The sequence below is a fragment of the Litorimonas sp. WD9-15 genome, assembly GCF_050271975.1.
Classification (GTDB): Bacteria; Pseudomonadota; Alphaproteobacteria; order Caulobacterales; family Maricaulaceae; genus Litorimonas.
Genome location: NZ_CP189850.1, coordinates 2,411,883 through 2,438,085 on the forward strand (window position 1 = coordinate 2,411,883; position 26,203 = coordinate 2,438,085).

At 53.3% G+C, this 26,203-nt stretch carries 33 protein-coding genes; 9 read left to right on the plus strand and 24 right to left on the minus strand.

What is annotated here, in order from left to right; all coding sequences use genetic code 11:
- Window positions 1-3: 3 nt before the first annotated feature.
- The 4 genes from ACP9M6_RS11285 to ACP9M6_RS11300 form a co-directional block, all read right to left on the minus strand.
- Window positions 4-1,518 carry an AMP-binding protein gene (locus tag ACP9M6_RS11285; RefSeq protein WP_427451159.1) on the minus strand — a complete coding sequence of 505 codons (1,515 nt, stop codon included), beginning with the start codon at window positions 1,516-1,518 and terminating at the stop codon, window positions 4-6.
- 77 nt (window positions 1,519-1,595) lie between these two features.
- Window positions 1,596-1,826 carry a hypothetical protein gene (locus ACP9M6_RS11290; protein ID WP_427451160.1) on the minus strand — a complete coding sequence of 77 codons (231 nt, stop codon included), beginning with the start codon at window positions 1,824-1,826 and terminating at the stop codon, window positions 1,596-1,598.
- Window positions 1,827-2,144 (minus strand): hypothetical protein, encoded by a 318-nt coding sequence (locus tag ACP9M6_RS11295; RefSeq protein WP_427451162.1) that lies wholly within the window; start codon window positions 2,142-2,144, stop codon window positions 1,827-1,829.
- Window positions 2,134-2,403, minus strand: a complete 270-nt coding sequence (locus ACP9M6_RS11300) for a pilus assembly protein TadG-related protein (protein WP_427451164.1) — start codon at window positions 2,401-2,403, stop codon at window positions 2,134-2,136. Before ACP9M6_RS11300 ends, ACP9M6_RS11295 begins: the two co-directional genes overlap by 11 nt.
- Window positions 2,404-2,710: 307 nt before the next feature.
- On the opposite strand from ACP9M6_RS11300, the gene trmFO reads away from it, so the two are divergent.
- Window positions 2,711-4,114 carry a methylenetetrahydrofolate--tRNA-(uracil(54)-C(5))-methyltransferase (FADH(2)-oxidizing) TrmFO gene (gene trmFO / locus ACP9M6_RS11305; RefSeq protein WP_427451166.1) on the plus strand — a complete coding sequence of 468 codons (1,404 nt, stop codon included), beginning with the start codon at window positions 2,711-2,713 and terminating at the stop codon, window positions 4,112-4,114.
- Here trmFO and ACP9M6_RS11310 read toward each other — a convergent pair.
- Together ACP9M6_RS11310 and ACP9M6_RS11315 are read right to left on the minus strand one after the other, a co-directional pair.
- Window positions 4,111-5,835, minus strand: a complete 1,725-nt coding sequence (locus ACP9M6_RS11310) for a DUF4153 domain-containing protein (protein WP_427451168.1) — start codon at window positions 5,833-5,835, stop codon at window positions 4,111-4,113. The genes trmFO and ACP9M6_RS11310 overlap by 4 nt on opposite strands.
- Window positions 5,832-6,590, minus strand: a complete 759-nt coding sequence (locus ACP9M6_RS11315; RefSeq protein ID WP_427451169.1) for a squalene/phytoene synthase family protein — start codon at window positions 6,588-6,590, stop codon at window positions 5,832-5,834. Before ACP9M6_RS11315 ends, ACP9M6_RS11310 begins: the two co-directional genes overlap by 4 nt.
- Before the next feature lie 115 nt (window positions 6,591-6,705).
- Here ACP9M6_RS11315 and ACP9M6_RS11320 point away from each other — a divergent pair, with 115 nt between their 5' ends.
- Genes ACP9M6_RS11320 through ACP9M6_RS11330 form a run of 3 tightly spaced genes read left to right on the plus strand, consistent with a single transcriptional unit; the run spans window position 6,706 to window position 7,707 of the window.
- Entirely contained in the window at window positions 6,706-6,903 is a 198-nt protein-coding gene (locus tag ACP9M6_RS11320) for a PGF-CTERM sorting domain-containing protein (RefSeq protein WP_427451171.1), read from the plus strand.
- A 12-nt stretch (window positions 6,904-6,915) separates the two neighbouring features.
- Window positions 6,916-7,407: a superoxide dismutase, Ni gene (gene sodN / locus ACP9M6_RS11325; RefSeq protein WP_427451173.1), complete on the plus strand. Its 492-nt coding sequence runs from the start codon at window positions 6,916-6,918 to the stop codon at window positions 7,405-7,407.
- A 39-nt stretch (window positions 7,408-7,446) separates the two neighbouring features.
- Window positions 7,447-7,707, plus strand: coding sequence for a hypothetical protein (locus tag ACP9M6_RS11330; RefSeq protein WP_427451175.1), 261 nt, complete (start codon window positions 7,447-7,449; stop codon window positions 7,705-7,707).
- Here the strand turns inward: ACP9M6_RS11330 and secF are convergent.
- The 12 genes from secF to ACP9M6_RS11390 form a co-directional block, all read right to left on the minus strand.
- A complete protein-coding gene (gene secF, locus ACP9M6_RS11335) occupies window positions 7,704-8,678 on the minus strand; it encodes a protein translocase subunit SecF (RefSeq protein ID WP_427451177.1) in 975 nt (324 codons plus the stop codon). The genes ACP9M6_RS11330 and secF overlap by 4 nt on opposite strands.
- Before the next feature lie 10 nt (window positions 8,679-8,688).
- Entirely contained in the window at window positions 8,689-10,320 is a 1,632-nt protein-coding gene (gene secD / locus ACP9M6_RS11340; RefSeq protein ID WP_427451179.1) for a protein translocase subunit SecD, read from the minus strand.
- A 34-nt stretch (window positions 10,321-10,354) separates the two neighbouring features.
- Window positions 10,355-10,675 (minus strand): preprotein translocase subunit YajC, encoded by a 321-nt coding sequence (yajC, locus tag ACP9M6_RS11345; protein ID WP_427451181.1) that lies wholly within the window; start codon window positions 10,673-10,675, stop codon window positions 10,355-10,357.
- 131 nt (window positions 10,676-10,806) lie between these two features.
- A complete protein-coding gene (locus tag ACP9M6_RS11350; RefSeq protein WP_427451183.1) occupies window positions 10,807-11,634 on the minus strand; it encodes a LysM peptidoglycan-binding domain-containing protein in 828 nt (275 codons plus the stop codon).
- Between the two features lie 62 nt (window positions 11,635-11,696).
- Window positions 11,697-12,518, minus strand: a complete 822-nt coding sequence (gene tatC, locus ACP9M6_RS11355) for a twin-arginine translocase subunit TatC (RefSeq protein ID WP_427451184.1) — start codon at window positions 12,516-12,518, stop codon at window positions 11,697-11,699.
- Window positions 12,511-12,870 (minus strand): Sec-independent protein translocase protein TatB, encoded by a 360-nt coding sequence (gene tatB, locus ACP9M6_RS11360; protein ID WP_427451186.1) that lies wholly within the window; start codon window positions 12,868-12,870, stop codon window positions 12,511-12,513. The genes tatC and tatB overlap by 8 nt, the downstream gene beginning before the upstream one ends.
- A gap of 27 nt (window positions 12,871-12,897) precedes the next feature.
- Window positions 12,898-13,113, minus strand: a complete 216-nt coding sequence (locus tag ACP9M6_RS11365) for a twin-arginine translocase TatA/TatE family subunit (RefSeq protein WP_427451188.1) — start codon at window positions 13,111-13,113, stop codon at window positions 12,898-12,900.
- An 80-nt stretch (window positions 13,114-13,193) separates the two neighbouring features.
- Window positions 13,194-13,937: an SMC-Scp complex subunit ScpB gene (scpB, locus tag ACP9M6_RS11370; RefSeq protein WP_427451190.1), complete on the minus strand. Its 744-nt coding sequence runs from the start codon at window positions 13,935-13,937 to the stop codon at window positions 13,194-13,196.
- A complete protein-coding gene (locus tag ACP9M6_RS11375; RefSeq protein ID WP_427451192.1) occupies window positions 13,934-14,767 on the minus strand; it encodes a segregation and condensation protein A in 834 nt (277 codons plus the stop codon). The genes scpB and ACP9M6_RS11375 overlap by 4 nt, the downstream gene beginning before the upstream one ends.
- Window positions 14,764-15,771, minus strand: a complete 1,008-nt coding sequence (gene nagZ, locus ACP9M6_RS11380) for a beta-N-acetylhexosaminidase (protein WP_427451194.1) — start codon at window positions 15,769-15,771, stop codon at window positions 14,764-14,766. Before nagZ ends, ACP9M6_RS11375 begins: the two co-directional genes overlap by 4 nt.
- Window positions 15,772-15,775: 4 nt before the next feature.
- A complete protein-coding gene (locus tag ACP9M6_RS11385) occupies window positions 15,776-16,504 on the minus strand; it encodes an SPOR domain-containing protein (RefSeq protein WP_427451195.1) in 729 nt (242 codons plus the stop codon).
- A 107-nt stretch (window positions 16,505-16,611) separates the two neighbouring features.
- Window positions 16,612-17,802 (minus strand): deoxyguanosinetriphosphate triphosphohydrolase, encoded by a 1,191-nt coding sequence (locus ACP9M6_RS11390; protein ID WP_427451197.1) that lies wholly within the window; start codon window positions 17,800-17,802, stop codon window positions 16,612-16,614.
- A gap of 44 nt (window positions 17,803-17,846) precedes the next feature.
- On the opposite strand from ACP9M6_RS11390, the gene erpA reads away from it, so the two are divergent.
- The gene (gene erpA / locus ACP9M6_RS11395; protein WP_427451199.1) at window positions 17,847-18,191 is read left to right on the plus strand and encodes an iron-sulfur cluster insertion protein ErpA; all 345 of its coding nucleotides are present in this window, start codon (window positions 17,847-17,849) and stop codon (window positions 18,189-18,191) included.
- Here the strand turns inward: erpA and ACP9M6_RS11400 are convergent.
- The 6 genes from ACP9M6_RS11400 to thiS form a co-directional block, all read right to left on the minus strand.
- The gene (locus tag ACP9M6_RS11400) at window positions 18,188-18,925 is read right to left on the minus strand and encodes a DUF6891 domain-containing protein (protein WP_427451201.1); all 738 of its coding nucleotides are present in this window, start codon (window positions 18,923-18,925) and stop codon (window positions 18,188-18,190) included. The two genes, erpA and ACP9M6_RS11400, sit on opposite strands and share 4 nt — an antisense overlap.
- 115 nt (window positions 18,926-19,040) lie before the next feature.
- Window positions 19,041-19,982, minus strand: a complete 942-nt coding sequence (locus ACP9M6_RS11405) for a M20/M25/M40 family metallo-hydrolase (protein ID WP_427451203.1) — start codon at window positions 19,980-19,982, stop codon at window positions 19,041-19,043.
- Window positions 19,982-21,613, minus strand: a complete 1,632-nt coding sequence (locus ACP9M6_RS11410) for a CTP synthase (protein WP_427451205.1) — start codon at window positions 21,611-21,613, stop codon at window positions 19,982-19,984. The genes ACP9M6_RS11405 and ACP9M6_RS11410 overlap by 1 nt, the downstream gene beginning before the upstream one ends.
- A 38-nt stretch (window positions 21,614-21,651) precedes the next feature.
- Complete coding sequence (gene secG / locus ACP9M6_RS11415) at window positions 21,652-22,041, minus strand: preprotein translocase subunit SecG (RefSeq protein ID WP_427451207.1); 390 nt, start codon at window positions 22,039-22,041, stop codon at window positions 21,652-21,654.
- A gap of 208 nt (window positions 22,042-22,249) precedes the next feature.
- Window positions 22,250-23,020, minus strand: coding sequence for a thiazole synthase (locus tag ACP9M6_RS11420; RefSeq protein ID WP_427451208.1), 771 nt, complete (start codon window positions 23,018-23,020; stop codon window positions 22,250-22,252).
- Window position 23,021: 1 nt separating this feature from the next.
- Window positions 23,022-23,225, minus strand: a complete 204-nt coding sequence (gene thiS / locus ACP9M6_RS11425) for a sulfur carrier protein ThiS (RefSeq protein ID WP_427451210.1) — start codon at window positions 23,223-23,225, stop codon at window positions 23,022-23,024.
- Between the two features lie 62 nt (window positions 23,226-23,287).
- On the opposite strand from thiS, the gene aroQ reads away from it, so the two are divergent.
- The 4 genes from aroQ (at window position 23,288) to ACP9M6_RS11445 (ending at window position 26,186) form a co-directional block, all read left to right on the plus strand.
- A complete protein-coding gene (gene aroQ / locus ACP9M6_RS11430) occupies window positions 23,288-23,734 on the plus strand; it encodes a type II 3-dehydroquinate dehydratase (protein WP_427451212.1) in 447 nt (148 codons plus the stop codon).
- A 30-nt stretch (window positions 23,735-23,764) separates the two neighbouring features.
- Complete coding sequence (gene accB / locus ACP9M6_RS11435; RefSeq protein WP_427451213.1) at window positions 23,765-24,253, plus strand: acetyl-CoA carboxylase biotin carboxyl carrier protein; 489 nt, start codon at window positions 23,765-23,767, stop codon at window positions 24,251-24,253.
- Complete coding sequence (accC, locus tag ACP9M6_RS11440; RefSeq protein WP_427451215.1) at window positions 24,253-25,635, plus strand: acetyl-CoA carboxylase biotin carboxylase subunit; 1,383 nt, start codon at window positions 24,253-24,255, stop codon at window positions 25,633-25,635. The genes accB and accC overlap by 1 nt, the downstream gene beginning before the upstream one ends.
- Before the next feature lie 197 nt (window positions 25,636-25,832).
- Entirely contained in the window at window positions 25,833-26,186 is a 354-nt protein-coding gene (locus ACP9M6_RS11445) for a hypothetical protein (RefSeq protein ID WP_427451217.1), read from the plus strand.
- The last annotated feature ends 17 nt before the right edge of the window (window positions 26,187-26,203 follow it).

Here is a 26,203-nt window from a genome sequence, read left to right on the forward strand (position 1 = left end):
AAATCATCCCTTTCTGTAAGAATCCCGAAGCCGCTGTTTGAAAATCTTTCCACTGTCTTCACGCGGCAATTGCGCATGAACATCAACCTGTCGTGGACATTTAAACCGATCAATTCGACCGTCTAGAAAAGCCTTCACATCTGCGAGATCAACGTTTTCTCCGGGAACAGTTTGCACGGCAGCGACAACCATTTCTCCGAATTCCTCATGTGGCACACCAAAGATCGCACAATCGAAAATTTCCGGCATATCGATGAGGATCGCTTCAATCTCGGCCGGAAAGATATTCGCGCCGCCGGATATGATCATGTCCTTTTTTCGGTCGCTAATATAAAGATAATCGTCCTCATCAAGGTAGCCAATATCACCAACGGTTGCATGCGCGCCCTTGCGCTGCCCCTTCAAATCGCCCTCCGTATTGGAATAGGTGAAATCTCCGAACTGAGGCAGGTCAATATAGATCGCCCCTGGTTCACCAACGGGCAATTCATTCATGTCATCATCTAAAATTTTGATCGAGCCGCCTTCGAGGACTTTTCCAACAGAACCCGGCTTCTCCAAGGCTTCCGCAGATGAAATCAGCGTGATGAAACCGATCTCGCTCGCGCCGTAGGATTCATAAAATATCGGCCCAAACCAATCAATCATCGCGCGTTTCACATCTTGTGGCCACGCCGAGCCCGTCGATATACTGAACCGCCACGTGGACGTATCATATTTACTGCGTATCTCTTCCGGAAGTTTGAGTAATCGCACCATCATCGTCGGCACAATATAGCAATGCGTGATGCCGAACCGTTCAATATCTCTCAGGAATCCCTCGGCATCGAATTTCGCCGCGATATATAACTCCGCATATCCACTCGCGATTGACATTGTCGAAAGTGCATTGGGCGCACTATGATATAGGGGCGCAGAGGTGTAGAAGCGGTCCCCGGGCGTCAGTTGCAATAGAGCCGCCGCCAAGCCCTTATAGACCTGATACGGGTCCGGTTTTGCCAGATCGACCTCTCGCCGTATTCCTTTCGGACGGCCTGTACTCCCGGATGTATAGGCCAGCATCCCGCGAAATCTGAGCGCATCTGTTTCTATGGGGGACGCCAAATCGATTAATTCATTCAGGTTTGTCTGCCCCTCCAGAGACAAGGATTCGAGCTTATAAGCCGTCATGATTTCAGACGGCGTTGGGACCGCAAGAATCGGGATCATAAGTCCAACATCCGGCGTCAATTTTGCCGTAAGGTCACTATGACCAATCAGGATTTTAGCCCTTGCGTCTTTTACAATTTCCACAATGCCGGACGCAGCACCGTGCCAGTTCAGCGTTACAAAACGCGCCCCGACATGTCGACACGCTTCTATAACCTCCATGTAAAAGACATCATTTCGGAGCAAAACGGCAACGGAGTCATCTTCTCCGACACCATGGTCTTTCAAGACCGTCGCGAGACATTTGGCACGATGCAAGAACTGGCCTCGCTCTAGTTTTTGTCCCTCATAATATAGGTCGTTGCGCATCGTCAGGTCCCGTCTTGTTTTTGAAACCGTAGATGACTTTCATCTAGCAATCAAAGGCACCTTTCTTCTCGTGACCATTACTTCTCCGACAATCTCGCCTCCAAAACTTCAAGCCGTGATAAAATAGCTTCGCGGCTCTGGCGATCGGTCTCCAAGGCCTGTGCTAGTGCCTTCTTATCCTCGTTCAGCTCAGCGATGTAGATATGCGCTTTTTCCAACTCATTGAGCATGGTCAGCATTTTTTGTGTGACGTCGATTTGCCCGGTTTGTGTCGGATTGAAAATAGAAATCGTCGTGCTGCCATTCATCTAATCAGATAGTCCTGCGAAAATGAAAATCGCGCCGGAATTCGTAGTCGGCGAGGCCGAGGATGACGCGGTATAAATCGAGCAAATATCGCCCTGAAGAATGGCGTTACCATTACCATCAATCGCGCCTGAGGCAGTGGGGTTTAACGCATAAACGCAGTAAATATCATTGCGGACAATTTTAGAGACGGAGGAAACACTTATACGCGGATTGGAATCCATAATGATTCCTGCAAAAATTCTTGGAACTTCAACAGATAAATTAACCTGAACAGTTTCCGCTTCCGCATCTACGGTCGCTTCACTCTTAAAAACCATTCAAAGTTCTTTCAATTACATCTTCAGCGAATGTCCGGGCTTGAGCTTTTGAGCTTTTCTCAACATTACGCCCACCACTGCCCAGCATGATCGCACCGCTGATTGATGCACTATCGGCGGCATCTTGAAGTTTACTTTGCTGTGATTTCCAGAGTGTATTGTCTGCGCCCGCCGCAAGCGCGACAATGATCGCAAAAGAACAAATGACGAGCGGCGCAGCAACGGAACCTGCCTCATTTTTTATAAAACTATCTAACACTTTCTTCCCGCCCCAACTCAAACATGCTGGGGCCATGGAAAATCAATGTTGAAATAAGACTTTGAAATAGGGTTAAAAACCAGCAGGCAAACCACAATCTTGAGCCATAAAAATTCAGAAAGAAGAACAAGAATTGTAGTTCTCACAGCCAATAAGGGGGACTAGGCCAAGCGCTAGCACTATGGTCTGGACCTCTCTAGTTTCTTATATCTCCGCTTACTTTCGAAGTGACTTTATGGGCAGAATTTTCAGTTAAACACAGTCTTACGCCATTGCGAAAACAGGCGTCTTTGCTTAGGTCACGCCCATGGCAAATAAATCCGATATCAAACCCGTTCACATCATCGGCGCGGGCCTCGCCGGCTCGGAAGCTGCTTGGCAATGTGTGTCGCGCGGTGTGCCTGTAGTGCTCCATGAAATGCGACCGACGCGCATGACGGATGCGCATGAGACGGGTGGGTTTGCGGAACTCGTTTGCTCCAATTCCTTCCGGTCAGATGACAAAACGGGGAATGCGGTCGGGGTTTTGCATGAAGAAATGCGGATGGCCGGTTCCCTCATCATGGGGATGGGTGATATGACAAAACTGCCCGCGGGCGGCGCATTGGCCGTCGACCGAAATGCGTTTTCCGAGGCCGTCACGACGATTCTTCATGCGCACCCGCTCGCCAGGATTGAATATGGCGAGGTTAAAGGCCTGCCGCCGAAGCATTGGGAAAACACGATTATAGCGACGGGACCGCTGACTGCGCCATCCCTCGCCGAAGCCATTCTGGCCGAAACGGGCGAAGACTCCCTCGCCTTCTTCGACGCCATCGCGCCGATCATTTACAAGGACTCCATCGACTTCGATAAAGCCTGGATGCAATCGCGCTATGACAAAAAAGGTCCGGGCGGCGACGGGGCGGATTATATCAACTGCCCGCTCGACAAAGATCAATATGAGGCCTTTATCGAAGCACTCGTGAATTCGGAAAAAACTGAGTTCAAGGAATTTGAGAAGAACACGCCTTATTTCGAGAGCTGCCTGCCCATCGAAGTCATGGCCGAACGCGGCTCAGAGACTTTGCGTTGGGGTCCGATGAAGCCTGTCGGCCTGACCAACCCGCATAATCCGACGGTGAAAGCCCATGCGATTGTTCAACTGCGTCAGGATAATGCGCTCGGCACGCTCTATAATATGGTCGGATTCCAGACGAAGATGAAATATGGCGCGCAGACAGAAATACTGCGCACTATTCCCGGATTGGAGAAGGCTGTCTTCGCAAGACTTGGCGGTATTCACCGAAATACATTCATTAATTCACCAGTCCTGCTGAACAAGGACCTGCAACTCAAATCTCGTCCTGACATCCGTTTTGCCGGTCAGATCATGGGCGTTGAGGGTTATGTCGAAAGTGCCGCGCTCGGTATGATTACAGGCCGTATGGCGGCGGCACAGGCGCGCGGTGAAAAGGTTGCGGCCCCGCCCCTGACGACGGCACTCGGCTCCCTCGTGGAACATGTTACGGGCGGATACATGACGGGACCGAAAGCCAAGTTCCAACCGATGAATGTCAATTTCGGCCTCTTCCCGCCAATTGAGGGCGAGATCGTCTATCCGAAGCTCAACGGCAAGCGGCGTCGCGGCAAGGACAAGACGCGATACCGCAAGAGCCTCCTCGCCGCGCGGGCGTTGGAGGATATAAAGCCCTGGGTGAAAGCGGCCTAGTTTGGAACGATGAGGGCGATTTCCACATTCGCATCCCGAATATTATCCTCCCTGTAATCTGCAAAATATCCGCTCAGGATGAGCAGTGCCGCCTCCGTACCATCAGTCGCCCTGACGGGTTGCACCGGAATTTGAATATTCTCGCTGGAACTATTTCCACCCCGAAGATCGGCGCTGTCGAAAATCCCTCCGAAATCCACGATATATGTCCGCTCCCCGACGTCAAATGTAGCTTCAAACCCGTTCTTCACCTGAATGATGCTATCTTCGAAAATGCGGTCATTATTCTCTGACAGGGTGATTTTGTAGGGTCCAAAGAAGCGGTTATTTTCTGGAATATCCAACGGCCCTTCGAAACGGATGGAATAGGCGGTCCTGTAAGGGAGCTTTTCTCCGACTTCATTAAGCCCAAGTTCCGTTTTGATCGTCCGCCACTCGTCAGAATAAATCCATTTCGGCATGTCGTAATTTGGCAGGAGAGTTTTGAACCTTGCCTCGTCTTCAGCCTTGATCAGATATTCGACACCGCCCAGAAATTGCTTCGCAACGTCCGGATTGTTTTTCAAATTCTCTGCCGTGAATTCAGGAAGCTTCTGCTTCGCCTCCATTGCGCTGTTAAACTGGCTGCGCACAGAGAGCGGCTCTGCAATGACCGCCCCGATGGCCAATAAAATAGCTGCAAAGCCTGTCGGAATTCGAATGTCACGCGCGGCACGTGGCATAACCGTGAAGGACAGACCTTGGATAAGGGCCCACACGAAAACGAGCATCAGGAACAGGCGGTCGACCGTATATCCGTAAGCTCCCACTCGCACGAAAACAGCAAGGCCGAGCATAATGGCCGCAGGAATCATGACCCAATGCCAGACCTTGCGATAGAACCTCACAAAACCGTTCTTGTTCAATATTTCCGGCGTCAACATCAACCAGACCAGCATTCCAATACCAAGAAATGGCGTGACGAGCGTCGCGATTTCGCCTTTTGGAAAATCCCATTGCACCAGGATTTTGATGCCATAGGCCAGCACAATCAGCGCGTAGATACAGAGCAAGGGCGCGAGCATCCAAGTCCCGAGAAAAGACAGCGCCCGTGCTTCGAAAGATAGCGCCTCGATCCCTTCCGGCGCATCCGTCTTCGGCAAAGTGCCCAGCCAGTAGAGCGGGGCGAGGAAACCCAGCCCAATCGGGATAATAATATCCTCGGTCAGATTATCGACTCTGATATCGAACAGAATACTTAGCGCGGAGGTGATGGCGAACACGCCCGCCACAAATATAATCGACCCCACAGTCGCAAAAATCGCGCCGGTCCAGAGTTTCTGCGTGAAATTCCAGACCCGCATATCATCGCGAGACAACCGCCAGAGGCTAGCATTGCCGAGAAAGAGAATCGCTGCGGCCACAGCCATGGGAATGTTGAACCCCAACCTCTCTCCGAATGCCGCGAGACCGAAAGCTATGCCGGCCAGAACAATCTGGATCAGGGTTGTCTTGGCAAAAGCCCACGCCCGAACCTCTCCGATGAGACGGAGAATAACCGCGACATAGCCGGACAGGATGAAAGCGCCGAAAATGTAATCGTCGTCAAACCATGTGGACCGAAAATTCTCATAAATCAGCCAGAGCGTGAACAATGCCATGATGACTGTCGCGACAGGAAACCGTTTCACGACCTCGCCGAAATCCGGCAACCGTCCGCCCAGTCGTTTCAGAAAACTCATATCTTCCCCCGCAATCCCGCCATCATGAGGCGAGCCTGCTTGGCGACCGGGCTGTAGTCAACTTTTTCAACCTTTGGGTCGAAACCGGATTTTGACAGGCGTTTCACAAATCCGGGTATCAGGGCGGCATAGGCGATGGCGGGAAATATCTCCGCCGGACTCTGCGCAAGTTGTGCCCTCGCCTCACCATGAGCGTTCCCCGCCACCTTCACCAAATCTTCGAACTTCAATTCAGACAGCATCCGGTCATGATAATATCCATAGGCCCGCGCCAATCCGGTCAGGCCCCACGCCTCGCCCGCTTTCAACACGCCCTCACCCGCATCCACGCCGAGTGTCTTCGCCGCGATCTGTATCAAGATGCCGGAGGTCTGACGGCAATATTCACGCGCTTCCTCCAGATCGGCAAAAGGACGCGGGTCGAGATCCCGCGCACGCCCGTCAATCAACCGGTCTATCCAGAATCGGGGAATATCTCGGCGCTTGACCATTTCAGACAACAGGGTCGAGACCTCGTGCCGCCTGACCTCTCCCTCGCCGTAAATCTCGTCCACGGCATCCCGCCACCATTGATAGCGGATTTCGCCCAGCATCGGCTCCGTTGTCACATCCGGCACCTTCGCCAACTCGTAATGAAAAGCATATAGCGTCAACAAATCCCGACGTCCCTGTTCCTCCGCCATTAAGGCGGCACGGTACCTATCGGGGTCAGCGGATTTGAGGGCCTGTAAAGTTGTAGGGAGTAAGTCTGTCATAACCAAGAACAAGTTTCTACGCGCCAACCCTTTGCGCGGCTTGATGCGGTTTGGCAATCTGCTTATGCCTGTTCATAAGAGGAATACTCTTCATTGGTTCACGAAAGGACGTTTTATGACACGTACACTTCTCACAGGGTTGGCAGCCGTCGCCCTCGCAACGCCCGCCGCGGCGCATACCGGCGCACATGGCAAAAGCGTTATGACTGAAATCACGCACTGGCTCAGCAGCCCGATTCACAGCGGCGGAACGATTCTCGCGCTCGTCGCGCTTGTCACTGTTGCCTACATCATCAAACGCCGCAAAGCGTAAGGAGAGCCGATCATGTTGCACAATATTATTTCAAAATTTGACTCACAGCTCGACACAGCCGACGCGCATTGCGATATTCCCTGCGGTATTTATGACGCCCGCATCGTTACCTATTACGCTGTCTCCGCTCTACGCCAAATCGACATCCTTCTCGGCCTGAAAGACAAAGGTCTGTCCGAGACAGCCTTCGCTATGCAAGTTGCCCGTAACACGGCAAAAAAAGAAGAAATGGCTGAAAACTGCAAGCACCAGACACGCATCATCTGGGGCGATTTCATGAAGCCAAAAAATCAGGAAGACATGGTGAAATGTCACGAAGCCGCGCATGCCATCATGCTGGCCGGTTCCGCCGTCAAACAAGACCTTCACCGCGAAGATGGCGAGAAACTTGTTGCGGCTGCGAATACGTTCTCGGAAATCTTCTGGGCCTCCAAAGGCGTGAAGACCAAGATGGTCACAACGCCTTATGCGCCGAATGTCGAAGTTGTCGAACCTGATCTCTAGGCCGTCATGCCTCGCCTGATCCGTGTTCGGGGGCAATCAATGTCCCCCACTTTGGAAGACGGCGACTATATTCTAACGTTAAAACCCCGGCGCTTGCGACCGGGGTTTATTTATGTCCTGAAACATGAGCGGTTAGGCCGGATCGTCAAGCGCCTGTCTGTTTTGGAGAATGATTCTTGCCAGTGGTCCGGCGATAACTCTGCGAGCACGTCATCAGACCGGATAGGCGCAACGCCGACATCATGCATATCAGGACGCGCCATATGGCGCATCAGTCCGTCAGGGATAAAGCGCCTTTAAAATGTTGCGACTTCGCCGCCTGTATTTGCACCGCGCTTGAGCTTCAGCAAAAGCAGCAATGGCGAGGCGACGAAAATAGACGAGTATGTCCCGACAAAGACACCCCAGATCATCGCGAAAGCAAAGCCGCGAAGACCCGACCCGCCGAGAATATAGAGCGCGAGCAATGCGAGGAGTGTTGTCAATGACGTGATAATCGTCCGAGACAGCGTGTCATTGATGGAAACATTCAGAACCTCGGGCAATGGCATCTTTTTGAACTTGCGCAAATTCTCGCGGATTCGGTCATAGACAATCACCGTATCATTGAGCGAGTAACCGACAATGGTCAGGATCGCCGCGATGATGGACAGGTTAAACTCGATTTGCGTCAGGCTGAAAACACCGATGGTCAGGATGACGTCATGGAACAGAGCCATGACCGCGCCAAGGCCAAACTGCCACTCAAACCGGAACCAGATATAGGCGAGGACGAGGAGCAGCGCGATACCGACAGCCATGAGGCCCTTTTGGCGCAATTCACCGGAAACCTGCGACCCAACGGACTCCTGATTTCGGATTTCGAACGCACCGATTTCAGCTTCCAACCCCTCGGTTACAGCGACCATGGCCAATTGCTGAGCCTGCGCTCCAGCTTCGCCCTCTTCCGATTGAAGCGGAATACCAACACGGACATAATTATGCGGATTGGGTTGCCCCGCCGCAGGCTCGATTCCCTGGACTGTCGCGCCGGGATAGCCGAGATCGCTCATAACGGATCGGATAAGGTCCATGTCAGGGTCCGCCCCTGTATCCAATTCGATGACTGTACCGCCCGTAAAGTCGATGCCATAATTCAAGCCCTTTGTCGAAAACAGAACGACGGATGCAATAATCGCTAAAACGGAGAGCACGGCTGCAATCATGCGCACCTTAATAAAAGGTACTCTTGGCACCATGGGCAGGAACCGGACGAGGGAAATATCTTTCATCGGACGTATCCTAAATCGGGAGTGACTTGGGCCGCTTACCGCGCAACCAAGTTGCAGTCAGCAGACGGGCGAAGATAACAGCGGTGAAGACCGACATAACGATACCAATGGCAAGCGTCACGGCGAAGCCGCGCACAGGTCCGGAACCGACGAAGTAAAGGGTGATCGCCGCAATCAGCGTTGTAATATTGGCGTCCAGGATCGGCGCAAGGGACCGCTTATAGCCAGTCTCAATCGCATTAATCGGGGTTTTCCCGTTATAGGTTTCCTCGCGTATGCGTTCAAAAATTAGCACGTTCGCGTCCACCGCCATACCAATGGTCAGGATAATACCCGCAATCCCCGGCAATGTCAGCGTTGAACCAAAGAGCGAGAGCGCACCCGCAATAAGAATAATATTCGTCGCCAGAGCAATATTCGCAATCGTGCCGAAGCGCAGGCCATAAGAGAGCCACATAAAGAGCGCGACACCGGCCAAACCGATAATCGAAGCAATCTTACCGGCATTAATCGAGTCCTGTCCAAGACCCGGACCGACCGTCCGTTCTTCGACAATAATCAGCTTGGCCGGTAGGGCACCTGCATTAAGGAGAAGCGACAGATCACGCGCGGATTCCATTGTGAACCCACCTTCAATAAAGCCCGACCCGCCCGTGATGGGAGAACGGATATTCGGCGCGGTAATGATCTTTCCATCTAGCACGACAGCAAAGCGTTTGTTGATGTTCTTTGCCGTCATCGTCCCGAACTCACGTGCACAAGCCACGTTGAAAGAGAAATTAACAACCGCACCGCCACTTTCGGGATGCGGGCCCGCCGCAGAATTCTTCAGACAATCACCAGTGATCCGCGTCCGCTTATTCACGATCAATCCACCAGCCCCTTCACTCTCGGAGTAAGGGTAATAGACGTCCCCGATACCAACACGATTATTTTGAACCGCATCTGTCAGGGCGGCCTGATTCGTACTGTCCTGCTCATTGACGAGATGGAAAGAGAGGTTTGCAGATTGGTTTATCCGTGATTTGATCGTATCGATATCTTTCGCGCCTGGAACCTGAAGCAGGATGCGCTCGTCACCTTCGGGAGCAAGTGTAAGCTCAGTATTCCCCTGCGGGTCAATCCTCCGCCTTAGAACGCCGATTGATTTATCAATCGTCTGTTTCCGAATATATTCAATATTCGCATCTGTAATCTCAACAGAGATCACACGGTCCGCTTCCCGCGTCACACGTGTTGTTTTTGCCGTATTCAAGTTTGCCGGATCAATCGGTTGTGAGAGCTCCTGCAAGAGCGGCATGGCCTTGTCTGCATCCTCTGCAGACCGCATTTGCAGTGTAATTTTATTCCCGCTGACCGTTGGTGCGCTGGCCGTACGAAGGCGGTCCTCCGAATTCCGGAACGCATCAATAATGGCCGTCCGTTCATTTTGCAGCGCTTGGTCCAAGACTGATGTCAGGTCGACTTCCAACAGCATATGCGCCCCGCCCTGAAGATCGAGACCCAGGTTCATCGTGCGTTGGAACATACCCGGCAGGCTCTCCCGCGTGTCCGAATTGAGGGCATTCGGGATAGCAAATAAAAGCCCGAGAAGCACGGCTCCGCAAATCATCAAAATCTTGGAGCGGGAGAAAAATAACATGATGTCAGTCCTTTACGACCGAGTTTTGATGAACTTAGTCGTTGGCTGCCGCTTTGGGATTGCGAACATCGGCGATCATGGAGCGGGCAACTTTAAATTCGGATGTGCCGGATGTGATCGTCAATTCTTCGTCGCTGACCTTTTTGACTTTGCCAATAATACCGCCATTTGTGACGACCACATCATTTCGCTGAACATTCGCCACAAGCTCTTTATGTGCCTTCATCCGCTTATTTTGCGGACGCAAAATCAGGAAGTAAAAGATGAGAATGAGGGGACCGAAAAGCAGGAGAGAGTTTAAGAATCCACCGGCTGCACCGCCGCCGCCTGCTGTCTGTTGAATCAAAGAAATCATTCTAACGTCCCCACGTTATGATGGTCACATGGCGAGACCATCTTTTTGAGTTAAATTGCTATATAGGGCGCGAAACCGCCATTGCAACGCGCAAAGGCGGGATGAATTTTTATCTTTACAGCTAGATCTGCTTATTTTGCGAGACAGTGACCCGCCGGCAAGTTCAAACGCTGCCCTGGGGTCAAGGCGTTAGGATTTGTAATCCCGTTCGTCGCGATCAAATCTTTCACACCGACGCAGGTCCGACGGGAGATGGAATAAAGCGTATCCTTTGGCAGCACCGCATAGACCTGTGTCCCGGAATTGATGACAGGTTTCACAATCATCGGGGCATTCTGCACGACGCGTCGGGTAACAACACCGTCACGCGTTGGTGTGCTGGCAAAGATGGGCTGAACAATTGTTGAATTCAGGCTGGAGGATACAACCCCTGGAATCCGGATTTGCTGCCCGATTGACAGGGCATTGGAGTTCAGTCCGTTCTCGGATTTGATATCCGCAATCTTCGCATCATAGCGTTTCGAGATATTATAGAGTGTGTCGCCCTTCGCCACAGTATGAATTTTCGCAGTAGTCGGCGCGCTCGTCGCAGGCTCAGAAGAATAAAGCTCAACTTGATAGGTGTCTGTAGACTCGTAGCCATAAGAAGACGGTGCATCATATGTAGTCGTTGATTGCGGCACGTCCACAATCACGGTCTCCGTCCCGTTCGCAGCTTGGTAAGCGCGAATACGGTCCGCCTCTTCCAAGAGCGCTTGATATTCTGCCTCTGATAAATCATCAGCCTTGAAATATTGCGCCTTCACAACGCCGTTCTCGTCATACTCGACGGGCGCATTGATGATGTCTTGGACGGTCGGCGCGACGGGCTCAACAACTACATTATAGCTGGATTGGGCGAAAGCCGGGGTCGCCATGAGTGTGAAAGCAGCAGCGGAAAGAAGAATTTTGGCGCGCATGGTCATATCCTGTCGCAAGTCTAAAAGTTGCGTGATTATGAACCATCGTGATTAATGAAAGCCTAAGCCGATTGGCTTTCTTCCTCGGGCTTTGGACGCTGCAGTACGGCGACAGAGAGGATCGAGATTTCGTAGAGACAGTAAATCGCCCCACCAAGAATGAACTGCGTGATCGGGTCGGGGGGCGTCGCAAAGGCTGCGAAAACTGCGATGCCGAGCACGGCGTATTTCCGCTTCCCGCGTAATCCGTCCGCCGTGACGATCCCGGCGCGCCCCAAGAGCGAGAGAATGACGGGCAATTGAAAGGCCAGGCCAAAAGCGAGGAACAGCGTCATGGCGAGGGACAGATAGTCGCTAATCTTCGTCATCAGATCTATGGTCTCGCCCTGCCCCAAACTCTGCTGGTTCAGCGCGAACTCCATGACGAAAGGGAAGACGAACATGAAGACCATGCCTGCGCCCAGGATGAATAAGATAGGCGACATGATGAGATAAGGGACAAAAGCTGATTTCTCTGACTTGTAAAGTCCCGGCGCGACGAAACGGTAGATTTGATAGGCGATGATGGGAAAGGCGAGAATTATCCCGCCGAAAAGCGCAATTTTCATTTTCACGAAAAACGTCTCCAACGGATGTGTCGCGATCAGGCCCAAATCAATCGGTTCCAATCCCTTCTCAACCAGTCCCGCATTATATTTGACCATCGCCACTTCAAAAGGCCGCATGAGAAAGGCGATAATCTGGCGGAGGAATGGCGCGCAGATGATACAGCCCAGCGCCAGAGCCGCGCACATCTTGATGAGCCGCGAGCGCAGTTCCAGCAGATGATCCAGCAAAGGGGCCTCGCTGGCCGCGACTTCGTCCTGTTCAATCCGCTCAGTCATCTGACTTAACTTCCGGATCGCTTTTCTCGGGTGTGTGCGGCGAAGACATGTCTGTACCCATGCGCAGCTCCGCGTCCAATTCGCGCATTTCGCCGTCGAGCTCGGGATCGAGTTCTTGCAGGTCGAGCTTACCGATCTTCTTCAGTTCTTCGATTTCCTTGCGGATTGCGGCAACTTCGCCGTCGGCATCCATATCGTCAAAGGCGGCTTTGAACTCATTGCCCATGGCGCGGATACGCGCTGTCCACTGGCCCAGCGTCCGCATGAGCTTGGGCAGATCCTTGGGACCAACGACGATAATGGCCAGCAGGGCCAGAACCATCATTTCCATAAATCCAATGGAAGGGAGCATGGGCGAAAAGCCCTCTCTTACAGTCGCTTAGCGCTTTTCTTTAACTTTTTCAGCCTTATTCGGCGTGACATCCAACGCGTCATCGGCGGCGTCTTTCATGTCCTCAACATTATCCTTTAACCCCTTGCGGAAGGATGAAATCCCCTTCCCCATATCGCCCATAATAGACGAGATTTTTCCGCGTCCACCAAAGATGACGAGGACGATAACGGCGATGATAAGAAGACCGGACCAATGTGGCATGGGACATATTCCTGAATTAGCGTTCGAAGTTAGAGATAGAGAGCGAAAGCGGCGGCGACAAGCACCTTATACGCCTAGCGTTAAGAGTCTTCATCCCCGTCTTCGAGGAAGTCTTCGAAGAAATTCGGATCATCCTCGTCATCCAGCGGGTCTTCGCCAATGGAGAGATCATCCATCTGCATCGGTTCCGGCATTTCGAAATCTTTCGGCAGGCGAGGATCGAGCAGGCCTGCAGCTTTCAAATCCTCACGCCCCGGCAGGTCGGAAATCGTTTCCAGATTGAAATGGGCGAGAAAACCATCCGTGGTCCCATAGGTCACAGGCCGCCCCGGCGTGCGGCGGCGACCGCGCAGGCGTAGCCAACCGAGTTCCATCAGAACATCGAGCGTGCCCTTGGACACCGCGACACCGCGCACATCCTCAATTTCCGCCCGCGTGACGGGTTGGTGATAGGCGACGATGGCGAGTGTTTCCAACGCCGCATTGGACAATTTCCGCCGCGCCTCTTTCACATCGACGAGATTATCCGACAGATCAGGCGCGGTCTGAAACCGCCACTTATCCGCAACGCGCACGAGATTCACGCCGCGTCCGTCATAATCTCGTGCGAGCCGCGCAAGGAGTGCACCGACATCCGCATCTTCCGGCAGACGTTCCCGCAAGGTCTGAACATCAATCGGTTCAACAGCGGCGAAGAGCAGCGCCTCCAACAGACGAAGATTCCCGTCAATATCGCCGCTCGTCTTCAAACGTTCGGTCAGATTGACGACGCCCGCTTCAATACCGGCGGCGGCTTTATTGATCCGGTCGGATGTCTTGCTCATTCTGCCTTATCCTTGCTCTCATCTTGTTCCACACCGCGCAGGAAGATCGGGGCAAACGCCTTTAACTGCCGCAATTCGATATGACCTTCCTTGGCCAATTCCAATCCGGCCAAGAGCGAACTCGCGCGAACGGACGCTTGCGGCACGCCGTCCGCGCCAATCTCTGCGCCGTCCGGCAGTAACATATCCAATTGGACCCAATCGGCGATATCTATCCCTGTTGCGGTCAAGGCCCGTCTAAGGCGATTGCGGGCATCATCCAGGCTCATCACGCGCGGGCGCGGGAGTTTGTGATTGCGGATCGCGGCACGACTGCGCGATGTACCGTAAGCTTTTAGGAGGTCGAAAATCTCGGCTTCGAAAATCGGCGAGGTTCGACTGCGTAAACCTTCCGGCGCACCGCGTGCAAAGATATCTTCGCCCATTTGCGGTAGACGCATCAACCCGTCCACGGCGCGGCGCATCGCTTCCAATCGTTCCAGACGAAACGCCAGATGCGCGGCGATTTCTTCGACTTCGGGTTCACCCTCGCCCTGCTCTCGCGGGATGATGAGTTTGGATTTCAGGTAAGCCAGCCACGCCGCCATGACGAGGTAATCAGCTGCGAGTTCAATGCGCAGGTCCTGCGCCTGTTTGATAAAGGCGATATATTGTTCTGCTAGGTCGAGAATGGACAGCCGCGCGAGGTCAACTTTCTGTTTCCGCGCGAGTTCGAGCAGGAGATGGAGCGGGCCCTCATAGCCGTCCAGATCAAGGACGAGCGACTCGCCCTCATCCGCCGCGTCCATCACGGCGTCGAATTTCAGATCTTCCTGAAACTCCTCATTCATTGCGACATCAATTCCGTAAATTCATCACGGGCAGCTTGGATATCAAAATCTGTGATATGGTCGGAACAAAAATCCGCGACCGTGGCACGGCGCAATGCTTCACCGGAGAGACGCATCGCCCCTTTCGCGACCTGAACACTATCAGTCAGCACGCCGGAACATTGCAGCGCGATATCGCACCCCGCCGCCAGTGCGCGTTCCGTTTTCCGTGTCAGATCACCCGCGAGGGCTTTCATATCCAGATCATCACTCATCAACAGGCCGTCAAATCCGATGGTTTTACGAATGATATCGGTGAGAGATTTCTTCGAGACCGTTACGGCGGATTTGGAACTGTGAGAGTAAACAGCATGGGCGGTCATCGCCATGGGGGCGTCATTGAGTTTACGGAACGGGACGAAGTCTGTGGCCTCAAGCATTTCGCGGCTCGCGTCAATTTTTGGCAGGGCTATGTGACTGTCCACCGTTGCACGACCATGTCCTGGGATATGTTTCACGACGGGCGCCACACCGCCGGACATCAAGCCCGCCATGGCAGAATGGGCCATATTGATGATGTCTTCGACAGAATCCCCGAGCGCACGATCAGAGATAATCGGGTCCGCATCTGGCTGCGGCAGGTCGAGCACGGGCGCACAATCCGCTGTAATCCCGACAGCGCGGAGATCATGGGCAATCAAGCGATGACCGAGATAGCAGGCGCGCAAGCCCTGCCCTTTATGCCGCCGATAGAACGCGGCATATTTATCACCACTCGGATAGGCGGGCCAATGCGGGACCTTCAACCGTTGAACACGTCCACCCTCTTGATCGACAAAAATCAGCGTCTCCCGCCCCATCGCATCGCGAATATCGCCCGTCAGCTTTCGCAATTGATCCGGCGTGTCGACATTGCGAGAAAACAGGATGACGCCCCAAGGGTTCGCGTCGCGCAGAAAGACGGATTCAGATTTTTTCAGCCGCAGACCCGACAGGCCGAGAATGCAGGACAGCGGCGCAGACATTGACCTAGCGCTTCGTGACGAGGCAATCCTGCCCGCCCGCTTTCAAACTGGTGCACATACTCTGCGCCGCGGATTTATCGGCCAGTCCTGCCACGCGCAGACGGTAGTAAATACCCTTATCGCCCAAATCGACGCGTTTCACATCGGAGGACGCGCCACTGACCAAACTTGGGAATTTCCGCTGAATACGCGACCAGATATTCGTCGCATCGCTTTCTGCACGGACAGAGGCGACCTGCACGACCCAATCGGAATTGCCGGAGGCCGGAGCCGTTACAGTCGGCCGGGTCACGACTGGCCGTTGCGGTACGGGATCAGGCTTGACTTCGGGCACAGGTTCAACGGGTTTTAACTCAACCGGATCAGGCGCTTCGATCTTGATTGGGTCTTCCGGAAGAGGCTTTGGGTCAGCCTCCGTCGTCGGCGACTGTCCGTCCATGACGTCAAACACGACCTTATCCTGATTGGGTGTCTGCGTACCGCCCGCATCTTTTGGCGGGACTTTGAACGGTGTATTATCCGCCGTAATGCGCGGCGGATCAGAGCGGTCCCGCACACCCGGCTGATAGAGTTTCATCACAATGAACGCGATGACCAGAAGACCAATCGCGACCAGTGCGAGTTTAATCATGGGCGGCAGACCCTCGCGCTCGCGCGCATCATAGGGCTGCAGCACATCTTCGCCCGCTTGGAGATGCGGCGAGAATTCTTCATGTGGGGGCGTATCTGACATTAGAAACTCTTCGAAATTTTGTCCGTGTTATCGTAAAACAGGGCGTGAAAAAACCCCGTCACACAGGAACATGGGCCACAAGATCAAAAAATGAGGTTAATAAACGCTTACAGATATCCTGTGGGCTGGAACAGCTTCTTATGTTCCGTAATCGCGAAGATATCCGTCATCCCCGCAATATGGTCGCAGACGACCCGCGCCGTGACATCGTTTTCTGGCCCCTCCGTCATCACAAACAGATCATCCGGCAGGAGTTCAGGCTCTTTGATGAACAACTCAAACAGCTCCGTCACAACCCGGCTCGCCTGACTCATCATGCGGTTCACCTTGTAATGTTTATACATGTTCTTGAACAGGAAATCGCGAAGCGGCTTTTCCTTTGCGCGAAACTCTTCCGAGAAGTCGACGACCGCGTGGTCCAGCCCGCGAATATCATCCGCACTTTGGGGATTGGCAGCGGCGATGCGTTTGCGCGTCTCGGTCAGGACATCTGCCACCATATAGCCGATCATATCCCGCACAGCCTCATGGATCAGGCGATCCTCTGAAATATCGGGATAGCGTCGGCGGACATCGGCAAACATCTCGCCCACAAACGGAATTTGCGTCACTTCGTCGACGGTGAAGAGCCCGGCTCGCAACCCATCATCCAGATCATGATTATTATAGGCAATATCATCGGCCAGCGCGGCGACCTGTGCCTCCGGCCCGGCAAAGGTTTCCAGTTCCAGCGCCTGCCAGTTATCTATCGCCTTCAACGCCCAGGGCAGCGCCGCGACATCGGACGGCTTTTCGACCAACGGCCCGTTATGTTTCGCAATCCCCTCCAGCGTTTCCCAGGTCAGGTTCAGCCCGTCAAATTCGGCATAGCGCCCCTCCAGATGTGTCACGATGCGCAGGGTCTGCGCATTATGGTCAAACCCGCCATAACCTTCCATACAGGCCGCCAGCGCATATTCGCCGCTATGACCAAAAGGCGGATGACCGAGATCATGGGCCAAAGCGAGACATTCCGCCAAATCCTCATCCAGCCCCAGCACCCGCGCGATGGACCGTGCGATTTGGCTGACCTCGAGACTGTGCGTCAGGCGCGTGCGGTAATAATCGCCCTCATGTGCGACAAAGACCTGTGTCTTGCCTTTCAGGCGGCGAAAGGCGGAAGAATGGATGATCCGGTCCTTGTCCCGTTGAAACGGACTGCGCTCCGACGCGCTGGGCTGAGGGATTTTTCGCCCCCGCGCCGTATTCGGGTTGGACGCGTAAATCGCGAGGGGACGCACGGAAGGGTATTTGACCACGTTAGAATCTTTCCAAATCAGGGCTGCGCCCCTATATAGATTCTATGACCGAGATTACCACCGAAACTCCCGTAACCCTCAGCGCCTCTGCCGCGACGCAAATCAACGCGATCATGGCCAAAATGGGCAAGCAGGATTACCTGCGAGTCGCCGTCGAAGGCGGCGGCTGTTCCGGCTTTTCCTATAAGTTCGATTTCGCGGAAAGCGCCAATGACGACGACCTGCTCATCGAACGCGACGGCGCACGGGTTTTGATTGACGAAATGAGTTTGGAGTTCCTGACGGGCTCAGAAATTGACTACACGAATGAGCTGATTGGTTCAGCGTTTAAAATCACGAACCCGAATGCGACAGCAAATTGCGGATGTGGGACGAGTTTCGGGATTTAATTAGACACCATCCTCACTTCATCCCAACGAACCTTCCAGTCTATATTGAGCGTAATTTGAGACTTTTCACTGCCATCCCAATTGGTTCTCAAACCTTGTTCTTGCAATACAAAGTTTAGGTCATTCGCAATTTTTATGTTTTCGGCAGCTGATGACCTTTTTCTTACAGACCCATACCAAAATTCTATGGGCGATCCAGACATAGCATCTTCCGCATTTTCGCAAGTAAAGAAGACGTATCCAAGAATACTGAGACCATGAAGCTTTGTACTTTTAGCAGCTTTGCGAGCCAAGGATATTTCATAACTTGGATCTTCGACTATACCTGTTCCTGTATGATACCCCATCTTTTTCAATTCAGTAAATGCGGCTTCCAGATGATCATTATCTGTTACAGGTGGCCAATTAACTTGTTCGGACTTTAAGTTTGATATTTCTGTATCAAGAATTGACTTAGCAAGCACTCTGTTAACGCCGCTGTCGAGTGCAGCGTCTTCAATAGAATCCCACATAATTTCGTAAGTATCCTTTCCAAGTCGAACCACTTGCCGTGCCCGTTCTTTGACGTAAGACACCTCCTCATCTGATATTTGGGCCGACTTATTTTTTAAAGAGAAACGATATTTAAAATTCTGAAAAAGAGCACTTAAAAAGAACGCCAAGACCAAAAACAAGGCTGTGAATATGAAACTTGGAATGCTTTTGACCCATTCAGGTGTAGTAAGAAAAATCATCCCTCACCAATAACGATCAAAAGATTGACAAAATGAAAAGCCTGTCAGGTATCAATACCTACACTTAGCGATCTGATAGCAATAGAGTAGCCAAGAGGTTTTCCTTGAAACAAACCTACTCAGCAACCCGCGCCAAATCCCCCAAATTCTCATCCAGAATATGCGCAGCATTAACGACCGTTTGCACGCCGCTCGCATAAAACTCCTGCGGGATTGTCTCGAACTCGTCCGTATCGCGGTGATAATGCGGATGATCTTCCACCCCGAAATAGCCGAACGGGATGCCTACTGCGTGGAACGGGCCGTGGTCGGATTGCATTGTCCAATCATCGCTACCGTCTTCCGGCGCGTCATGGCCGAAGGAGAGGGTCAGGCCGGAGGCTGCGGGGGCGATAAGGTCTTTTAGCGCTGGCGTGTGATAAGCGCCTGCGAAATAGAGCTCATTCTCATTCTGGCTAATCATATCCAGATTGAGGTTAAAGACCGCGCGGCCCTCAAAATTCTTCTCCGCCTCGAGCAAAGCCTTGGCCCCACTCAGACCCATTTCCTCGGCATCCAGCCAGACGACCAAGACGTCATGTTTCGGAGGCTTGGCTTCAAAGCTCTCAGCAATCGCGAAGAGCGCCGCACTGCCCGACGCATTATCATCCGCACCGTTCCAGATTTTTCCGTCCCTCTCACCAAGATGATCATAATGCGCCGTGATAACGAGCAGTGGGCCGCTATCCGGCGTCTCGCCCACAATAAGACCCTCAATATTGTAACCATCGAGGCGTTCTGATCCCGTGACTTCCCGCTCTGCATTTCGGATCGGGCGTTCAAAACTAAAGCGGTCGATTATGACGCTTTTGAACGAGTCCACATAGCTGGCCTCCTGATACAAAAACTCGCGCGCTTTCCGATTACCATCCGTCCCCGTCCGACGCCCCGCCATTTCGTCAGAGGCTAGCGTTTCGAATATCCCAAGAGGTGTATCGACATCAGGGATGACACTCGGAACAGTTTGGCAGGCGGATAGAGCGAAACACGTCGCGGCAAGTAAAAGAGAATAACGCATCAGACCAACCGGCTCCGCTCCACCGCCGCCTTCACAAACCCTCGAAACAGCGGATGCGGATCAAAAGGCCTGCTCTTTAACTCCGGGTGATATTGCACGCCGATAAACCACGGGTGGCCCGGAATTTCTACGATTTCGGGGAGGACGCCGTCCGGTGACAGGCCGGAGAATTTTAGGCCTGCGTCTTCCAGTTTCTGGCGATATTCGATGTTCACCTCATAGCGGTGACGGTGGCGCTCGCTAATCTCCGTCGTGCCGTATTCTTCGGCGACGAGGCTGCCCGCCTCCAGCGTCGCAGGATAGGCGCCGAGGCGCATCGTTCCGCCCAAATCGGTATTCGCCGTGCGTTCCAGACGTTCATTGCCCTTGGTCCATTCCGTCATCAGGCCGACGACATTCTCGCCCTCTTCGCCAAACTCGGACGAACTCGCCGCGTCCAGTCCCGCGAGGTTTCTCGCCGCTTCGACCACGGCCATCTGCATTCCGAGGCAAATTCCGAAATATGGAATGTCGTTCTCGCGGGCGTAGCGGACGGCCTTGATTTTGCCTTCTGTCCCGCGTTCCCCGAACCCGCCGGGGACGAGGATGGCATTCATGCCCTTCATGACATCGACAGCCTCTGCGGTTTCAAACTCTTCCGCCTCGAACCAATTGATTTTCACCTTCACATCATTGGCAATCCCACCATGGACGAGCGCTTCGGTGATGGATTTATAGGCATCGGGCAGAACGGTATATTTCCCGACAACGGCAATATTGACCGTGCCATTTTCGGGATTGTGCAATGTTTCGGAAATCTCCTGCCATTTGGACAGGTCCGCTTCCGGCGGGTTTTCAATATCGAAATGGGCGAGCACCTCGCGGTCCAAGCCTTCATTGTAATAGGCGAGCGGCACGTCATATATGGACCGCGCATCCAGCCCCTGAATGACGGAACTCTCTCGCACATTTGTAAAGCGCGCGATTTTCCGACGGTCCGACGGATCAATCTCGCGATCCGCACGGCAGAGCAGAATATCCGGTTGAATCCCGATAGAGCGCAGCTCTTTCACACTATGCTGAGTCGGCTTCGTCTTCATCTCACCCGCCGCTTTGATAAAGGGCATGAGGGTCACGTGGAGGAAGCAAGTGTTGTTGCGCGGCTGTTCCTGACTGAACTGACGCAACGCTTCAAAAAATGGCAGACCCTCAATATCGCCGACGGTGCCGCCGACTTCGCAGAGTACGAAATCAACATTGCCCGCATCCGAGCCGATGAAATCTTTTATCTCATTCGTGACATGCGGAATCACCTGCACAGTCGCGCCGAGATAATCGCCGCGCCGTTCCTTGGCGATGATGTTGGAATAGATTCGGCCCGTTGTAATATTGTCCGACTGCGCCGCACTGACGCCCGTAAACCGTTCATAATGACCGAGATCGAGATCGGTCTCCGCCCCGTCATCCGTGACGTAAACTTCACCGTGCTGATACGGGCTCATCGTGCCCGGATCGACGTTGAGATAAGGGTCGAGCTTACGCAGGCGAACTTTATAGCCACGCGATTGCAGCAATGCGCCAAGCGCGGCCGAGGCCAAACCCTTGCCAAGCGACGAAACAACACCGCCGGTGATAAATATGTATCTGGGCATGAATCCCGCCTTAAGTCTTGGCGGGCGTCGTCGGAGTTTTACAGCTCCGGCGTGTCCGCATCTGGTGTTGAGTCCGCTTCGGAGTCAGTGTTTTCCACTGCCGGAGTTTCATCAACCAACGGGACCGTTCCTTCGGATGAATCGGTCGGGGCCGTCAAGGGCTGCGAGACAGTTACATCATCGATAATCAAGTTATCCCGTGTTTCGATCTGATAGACGACGGAAAGCGCCAAGCAATTGACCACGAAAACCGCGCCGATAATCCCGGTCATGCGGGCGATAGATGTTGTCGCGGACCGACCGGACATTAGCCCACCGCCGCCCCCGCCGCCAATACCGAGCGCGCCGCCTTCAGAGCGTTGAATCAGAATCAAACCCGTCAAAATGACGGAGATGATGAGTTGGATAATGAGCAGAACGGTCGACATGAGGTATTTCCGGTAATTTCAAGCGCGGCGGATAGACGAAATAGGTTGGGATGGGAAGAGCGGATTGCAAGTGGTGTGGCTGTGAAGCCCATCTTACTTTTTTATGCCGTCATTACCGCCCTTGTGGCGGTAATCCATACGATATCGAAAATTCAGTATGGATTACCGGGACGAGCCCGGTAATGACGAAAACTTCTAAATCTAAATCTTACTCAATCATCCCGCTCGTCGGACTACTCGGAACCGCATATTGTTTCCGCTCTATCCGTCCCGCCAAATACGCTTCCCTGCCCGCAATCACCGCATATTTAAACGCCCGCGCCATGCGGATGGGGTCTTTTGCGCCGGCTATGGCCGAATTCGCGATGATGCCGTCCACACCGAGTTCCATAGCGGCTGCGGCTTCTGACGCTGTACCCAATCCCGCATCGACTATGACGGGAACCGTCACGGCTTCGCGCACGAGGCGGATATTTGTCGGATTGAGCAAGCCCAGCCCAGACCCAATCGGTGCCGCGAGCGGCATGATCGCGGCGGCGCCTGCATCTTGTAGCTTTTGGCAATAGACGGGGTCATCCGTGCAATAGACCATGACATCGAAACCATCCGCGACGAGGAGTTTTAGGCTGGCCAGTGTTTCCGCCATATCCGGGTAAAGATGCACATCGGAGAGCACTTCGAGTTTCACGAGGTTCCATCCGCCCAGTTCCCGGGCCAATCGCAATGTCCGCACGGCATCTTCGCCCGTGAAACATCCCGCCGTATTGGGCAGGTAAGTCGTCGTCTTCGGGTCGATTGAGTCGGTCAGCAGCGGGGCATCCGGCTGGTCCAGATTCACACGACGAATGGCAACCGTGACCATATCCGCGCCGGACGCTTCCAATGCGGCAGCGTTCTCTTCGTAATCTTTGAACTTCCCCGTCCCGATAATCAGGCGGGAGTTAAAGCTGCGGCCGGCTATGACCATAGGATCGGACATACTAGCCGCCTCCGATAAAATGTATGATTTCGAGGACGTCGTGATTGTTCAGCGGCGTCTCGGAATAGGTGGATTTCGGGATGACTTCGCGATTGCGTTCAACCGCGATCTTGCGTTCCGGCAATTCCAGATGCGCGATCAATCCCGCGACGGTCAGTCCGTCCGGCAGGTCATCGTGATCTTTGCCATTAATGATGAGATGCACGGGTCATCCTCTTGTTGAAGTCCGCTTCACCGCGCGTTACCACGGCGTGAAGAGAGAGTGCAATGACGAAGCCCATTTACATCATCAATGGTCCCAACCTGAACCTGCTCGGCACGCGGGAGCCTGAGACTTACGGGACGCAGACCTTGGCTGATATTGAGGTCATTTGCGAAGAGGTGGCAGAAGCTTTGGACCACGCCATCGTCTTTAAACAGTCGAACATAGAGGGCGAACTCGTTGATTTCATTCAGGAAGCCGGACGGGACGGCGCGGGCATTGTGATCAACCCCGCCGCCTACACGCACACATCCATCGCCCTACATGACGCGTTAAAAGCCGTGTCCGTGCCGAGTGTGGAAATCCATCTCTCGCAACCTGCCAAACGCGAAAGTTTTCGCCGCCGATCCTATGTTTCAGAGGCCGTTCATGGCACGATTAGCGGATTCGGCGCAGACTCTTATGTTTTAGGGCTGCAAGCGCTGTCAAATCTGCTAGAAACAGACAATTAACCGATTCACCGGTCGGATGAGGGAGAGACCATGTCAAAGGACAATAGCGAGCCAACCGCAAAAGATTTGAAGTTCGTCAAGGAACTCATGTCACTGCTCGAAGACTCAAACTTGATGGAAATTGATTTCCAAAAGGGTGATTTGGGAATCAGCCTGTCCAAATCCGGTCCCGCTGCCGCGCCGATGCAACATGTCATGGCCGCTGCGCCTGCTGCTGCGCCCGCCCCCGCCGTGCCGTCACAACCCGTGGCAACGAAAGAATCGCCCGCCGATGCGGCTGCCCATCCGGGCGCGGTCAAATCCCCGATGGTCGGAACGGCCTATACCCGTCCCTCGCCCGATGCGGACGTTTTCGTCAAAGTCGGCGATAAGGTCAAAGAGGGCGACACGGTCATGCTGATTGAGGCCATGAAGACCTTCAACCCGATTGTCGCGCCGAAATCCGGCAAGATCGAAGACATGCTAGTCGAAGATGCCTCCGCCGTCGAATTCGGCGAAGCGCTGTTCATCATCGTCTAATGCCTAAATCCGGTAAATCGAATTCGAGCAATCAAGGACTTTTCAAAAAGGTCCTAATTGCCAATCGCGGCGAGATCGCCCTGCGCATCCATCGCGCCTGTAAGGAAATGGGCATCAATACGGTCGCCGTGCATTCAGAGGCTGACCGCGACGCCATGCATGTGAAGCTCGCGGATGAGAGTGTGTGTATCGGGCCGAATAGCGCCACAGACTCCTATCTCAACATACCCGCAATCATCGCGGCCTGTGAAATCACCGATGCCGATGCCGTCCATCCGGGATATGGTTTCCTGTCCGAGAACGCCCGTTTCGCGGAAATTGTCGAAGCCCACGGCATGGCCTTTATCGGCCCGACGGCGGAACATATCCGCATCATGGGCGATAAAATCACGGCCAAGGAAACCGTCATGGCGGCGGGCATTCCCGTCGTGCCCGGCTCTGACGGGTCGGTCACGACTTACGCAGAAGCCAAGGACGTCGCCAAAGATGTCGGCTTCCCCCTCCTCGTCAAGGCCGCCGCCGGTGGTGGCGGGCGTGGCATGCGTCTGGCCGAAACTGCGGACAAATTGGAAAGCGCGCTCTCTGCCGCGCAACAGGAAGCGATTGCGGCCTTCGGCAATGGCGAAGTCTATCTGGAACGCTACCTCACGGGTGGCCGTCATATCGAAATCCAGGTCCTCGCCGATACGCATGGCAATGTCGTCCATTTGGGCGAGCGGGATTGCTCGCTGCAACGGCGAAACCAGAAAGTCCTCGAAGAAGCGCCCTCACCGACCCTGACCGCGAAAGAGCGCGAAGATATTGGTGAAATCGTCGCCACGGCCATCCGCAAAATCGGCTATCGCGGCGCGGGCACGATTGAGTTCCTCTATGAGAACGGCGAGTTTTTCTTCATCGAAATGAACACCCGCCTACAGGTTGAACATCCCGTGACCGAGGAGATCACAGGCATAGATCTCGTCCGCGAACAAATCCGCGTCGCGGCGGGGCTCGAATTAAATTACGAGCAGAAGGATATCGAGTTCAAAGGCCACGCCATTGAGTGCCGGATCAATGCCGAAAACCCGCGTACTTTCGCCCCAAGCCCGGGCAAGGTCACAGACTTTCACGCGCCGGGCGGTATGAATACCCGTTTGGATTCAGCGCTCTACGCCGGATACTCAATCCCGCCTTATTATGACAGCCTCATCGGCAAACTCATCGTCTGGGGTCATACGCGCGAAGGCGCAATCCTACGCCTGCGCCGCGCGCTGGGCGAGATGGTGATTGAGGGCGTGCAAACAACCATGCCGCTGCATCGAGAACTCATTGAGAATGAGGATTTTAAGGCGGGGGAGTATAATATCCACTGGCTTGAGAAGTGGTTGGCGGAGAAGGATTAAGCTCTCAGGAGGTCTAAATTAGCGTTGAAGTCATATACGATGCGATAGAGAGTTATTCATCTGTAAAGCGTATACTCTCATGGTTTGCTATAATTTTCGGGCCAGTATTTCTTATTTCATCCATTAAGGAATATAAAAAAGACCGCCCCATCTCAAACTCAATTTTTGCAGGGTTTAAGGGCCCATGTCTCAGCGCGATGTTTATTCTTGCTCCCTCTTTAGCTTGGCTAATGTTCTTTAATCAGGCCAACTCGAGTTTGCATCGCGTAAGTCCAATCTTGAATAACAATACGTACAAAACTGTCGAAGGTTGTTTTGAAGAACACATTACTGGAACGCATAGAAGATCGATTACTATTGAGGGCAAAACATTTTCTTACCGCGTTAAGGGCAATCTTAATATCGGACAGTTTGATAATAATAGCTGGCAAGGCGATCGCGATTTAATCGATGGTGATGTTGTAAAAGTGGATTACAAAGGCAATGAAATCCTTAGGGTTTTCAAGCTCGAACGGAAAACATCTAAAACTCTTCACAACTGTCATCATTAGGCTTGCCCCTAAGATAT

What these genes read in the sequence shown, in the direction of transcription:
- ACP9M6_RS11285 (WP_427451159.1), bottom strand. Translation starts at nt 1,518, where the DNA reads ATGCGCAACGACCTATATTATGAGGGACAAAAACTAGAGCGAGGCCAG.
- ACP9M6_RS11290 (WP_427451160.1), bottom strand. Translation starts at nt 1,826, where the DNA reads ATGAATGGCAGCACGACGATTTCTATTTTCAATCCGACACAAACCGGG.
- ACP9M6_RS11295 (WP_427451162.1), bottom strand. Translation starts at nt 2,144, where the DNA reads ATGGTTTTTAAGAGTGAAGCGACCGTAGATGCGGAAGCGGAAACTGTT.
- trmFO (WP_427451166.1), top strand. Translation starts at nt 2,711, where the DNA reads ATGGCAAATAAATCCGATATCAAACCCGTTCACATCATCGGCGCGGGC.
- ACP9M6_RS11310 (WP_427451168.1), bottom strand. Translation starts at nt 5,835, where the DNA reads ATGAGTTTTCTGAAACGACTGGGCGGACGGTTGCCGGATTTCGGCGAG.
- ACP9M6_RS11315 (WP_427451169.1), bottom strand. Translation starts at nt 6,590, where the DNA reads ATGACAGACTTACTCCCTACAACTTTACAGGCCCTCAAATCCGCTGAC.
- ACP9M6_RS11320 (WP_427451171.1), top strand. Translation starts at nt 6,706, where the DNA reads ATGACACGTACACTTCTCACAGGGTTGGCAGCCGTCGCCCTCGCAACG.
- sodN (WP_427451173.1), top strand. Translation starts at nt 6,916, where the DNA reads ATGTTGCACAATATTATTTCAAAATTTGACTCACAGCTCGACACAGCC.
- ACP9M6_RS11330 (WP_427451175.1), top strand. Translation starts at nt 7,447, where the DNA reads ATGTCCCCCACTTTGGAAGACGGCGACTATATTCTAACGTTAAAACCC.
- secF (WP_427451177.1), bottom strand. Translation starts at nt 8,678, where the DNA reads ATGAAAGATATTTCCCTCGTCCGGTTCCTGCCCATGGTGCCAAGAGTA.
- secD (WP_427451179.1), bottom strand. Translation starts at nt 10,320, where the DNA reads ATGTTATTTTTCTCCCGCTCCAAGATTTTGATGATTTGCGGAGCCGTG.
- yajC (WP_427451181.1), bottom strand. Translation starts at nt 10,675, where the DNA reads ATGATTTCTTTGATTCAACAGACAGCAGGCGGCGGCGGTGCAGCCGGT.
- ACP9M6_RS11350 (WP_427451183.1), bottom strand. Translation starts at nt 11,634, where the DNA reads ATGCGCGCCAAAATTCTTCTTTCCGCTGCTGCTTTCACACTCATGGCG.
- tatC (WP_427451184.1), bottom strand. Translation starts at nt 12,518, where the DNA reads ATGACTGAGCGGATTGAACAGGACGAAGTCGCGGCCAGCGAGGCCCCT.
- tatB (WP_427451186.1), bottom strand. Translation starts at nt 12,870, where the DNA reads ATGCTCCCTTCCATTGGATTTATGGAAATGATGGTTCTGGCCCTGCTG.
- ACP9M6_RS11365 (WP_427451188.1), bottom strand. Translation starts at nt 13,113, where the DNA reads ATGCCACATTGGTCCGGTCTTCTTATCATCGCCGTTATCGTCCTCGTC.
- scpB (WP_427451190.1), bottom strand. Translation starts at nt 13,937, where the DNA reads ATGAGCAAGACATCCGACCGGATCAATAAAGCCGCCGCCGGTATTGAA.
- ACP9M6_RS11375 (WP_427451192.1), bottom strand. Translation starts at nt 14,767, where the DNA reads ATGAATGAGGAGTTTCAGGAAGATCTGAAATTCGACGCCGTGATGGAC.
- nagZ (WP_427451194.1), bottom strand. Translation starts at nt 15,771, where the DNA reads ATGTCTGCGCCGCTGTCCTGCATTCTCGGCCTGTCGGGTCTGCGGCTG.
- ACP9M6_RS11385 (WP_427451195.1), bottom strand. Translation starts at nt 16,504, where the DNA reads ATGTCAGATACGCCCCCACATGAAGAATTCTCGCCGCATCTCCAAGCG.
- erpA (WP_427451199.1), top strand. Translation starts at nt 17,847, where the DNA reads ATGACCGAGATTACCACCGAAACTCCCGTAACCCTCAGCGCCTCTGCC.
- ACP9M6_RS11400 (WP_427451201.1), bottom strand. Translation starts at nt 18,925, where the DNA reads ATGATTTTTCTTACTACACCTGAATGGGTCAAAAGCATTCCAAGTTTC.
- ACP9M6_RS11405 (WP_427451203.1), bottom strand. Translation starts at nt 19,982, where the DNA reads ATGCGTTATTCTCTTTTACTTGCCGCGACGTGTTTCGCTCTATCCGCC.
- ACP9M6_RS11410 (WP_427451205.1), bottom strand. Translation starts at nt 21,613, where the DNA reads ATGCCCAGATACATATTTATCACCGGCGGTGTTGTTTCGTCGCTTGGC.
- secG (WP_427451207.1), bottom strand. Translation starts at nt 22,041, where the DNA reads ATGTCGACCGTTCTGCTCATTATCCAACTCATCATCTCCGTCATTTTG.
- ACP9M6_RS11420 (WP_427451208.1), bottom strand. Translation starts at nt 23,020, where the DNA reads ATGTCCGATCCTATGGTCATAGCCGGCCGCAGCTTTAACTCCCGCCTG.
- aroQ (WP_427451212.1), top strand. Translation starts at nt 23,288, where the DNA reads ATGACGAAGCCCATTTACATCATCAATGGTCCCAACCTGAACCTGCTC.
- accB (WP_427451213.1), top strand. Translation starts at nt 23,765, where the DNA reads ATGTCAAAGGACAATAGCGAGCCAACCGCAAAAGATTTGAAGTTCGTC.
- accC (WP_427451215.1), top strand. Translation starts at nt 24,253, where the DNA reads ATGCCTAAATCCGGTAAATCGAATTCGAGCAATCAAGGACTTTTCAAA.
- ACP9M6_RS11445 (WP_427451217.1), top strand. Translation starts at nt 25,833, where the DNA reads ATGTTTATTCTTGCTCCCTCTTTAGCTTGGCTAATGTTCTTTAATCAG.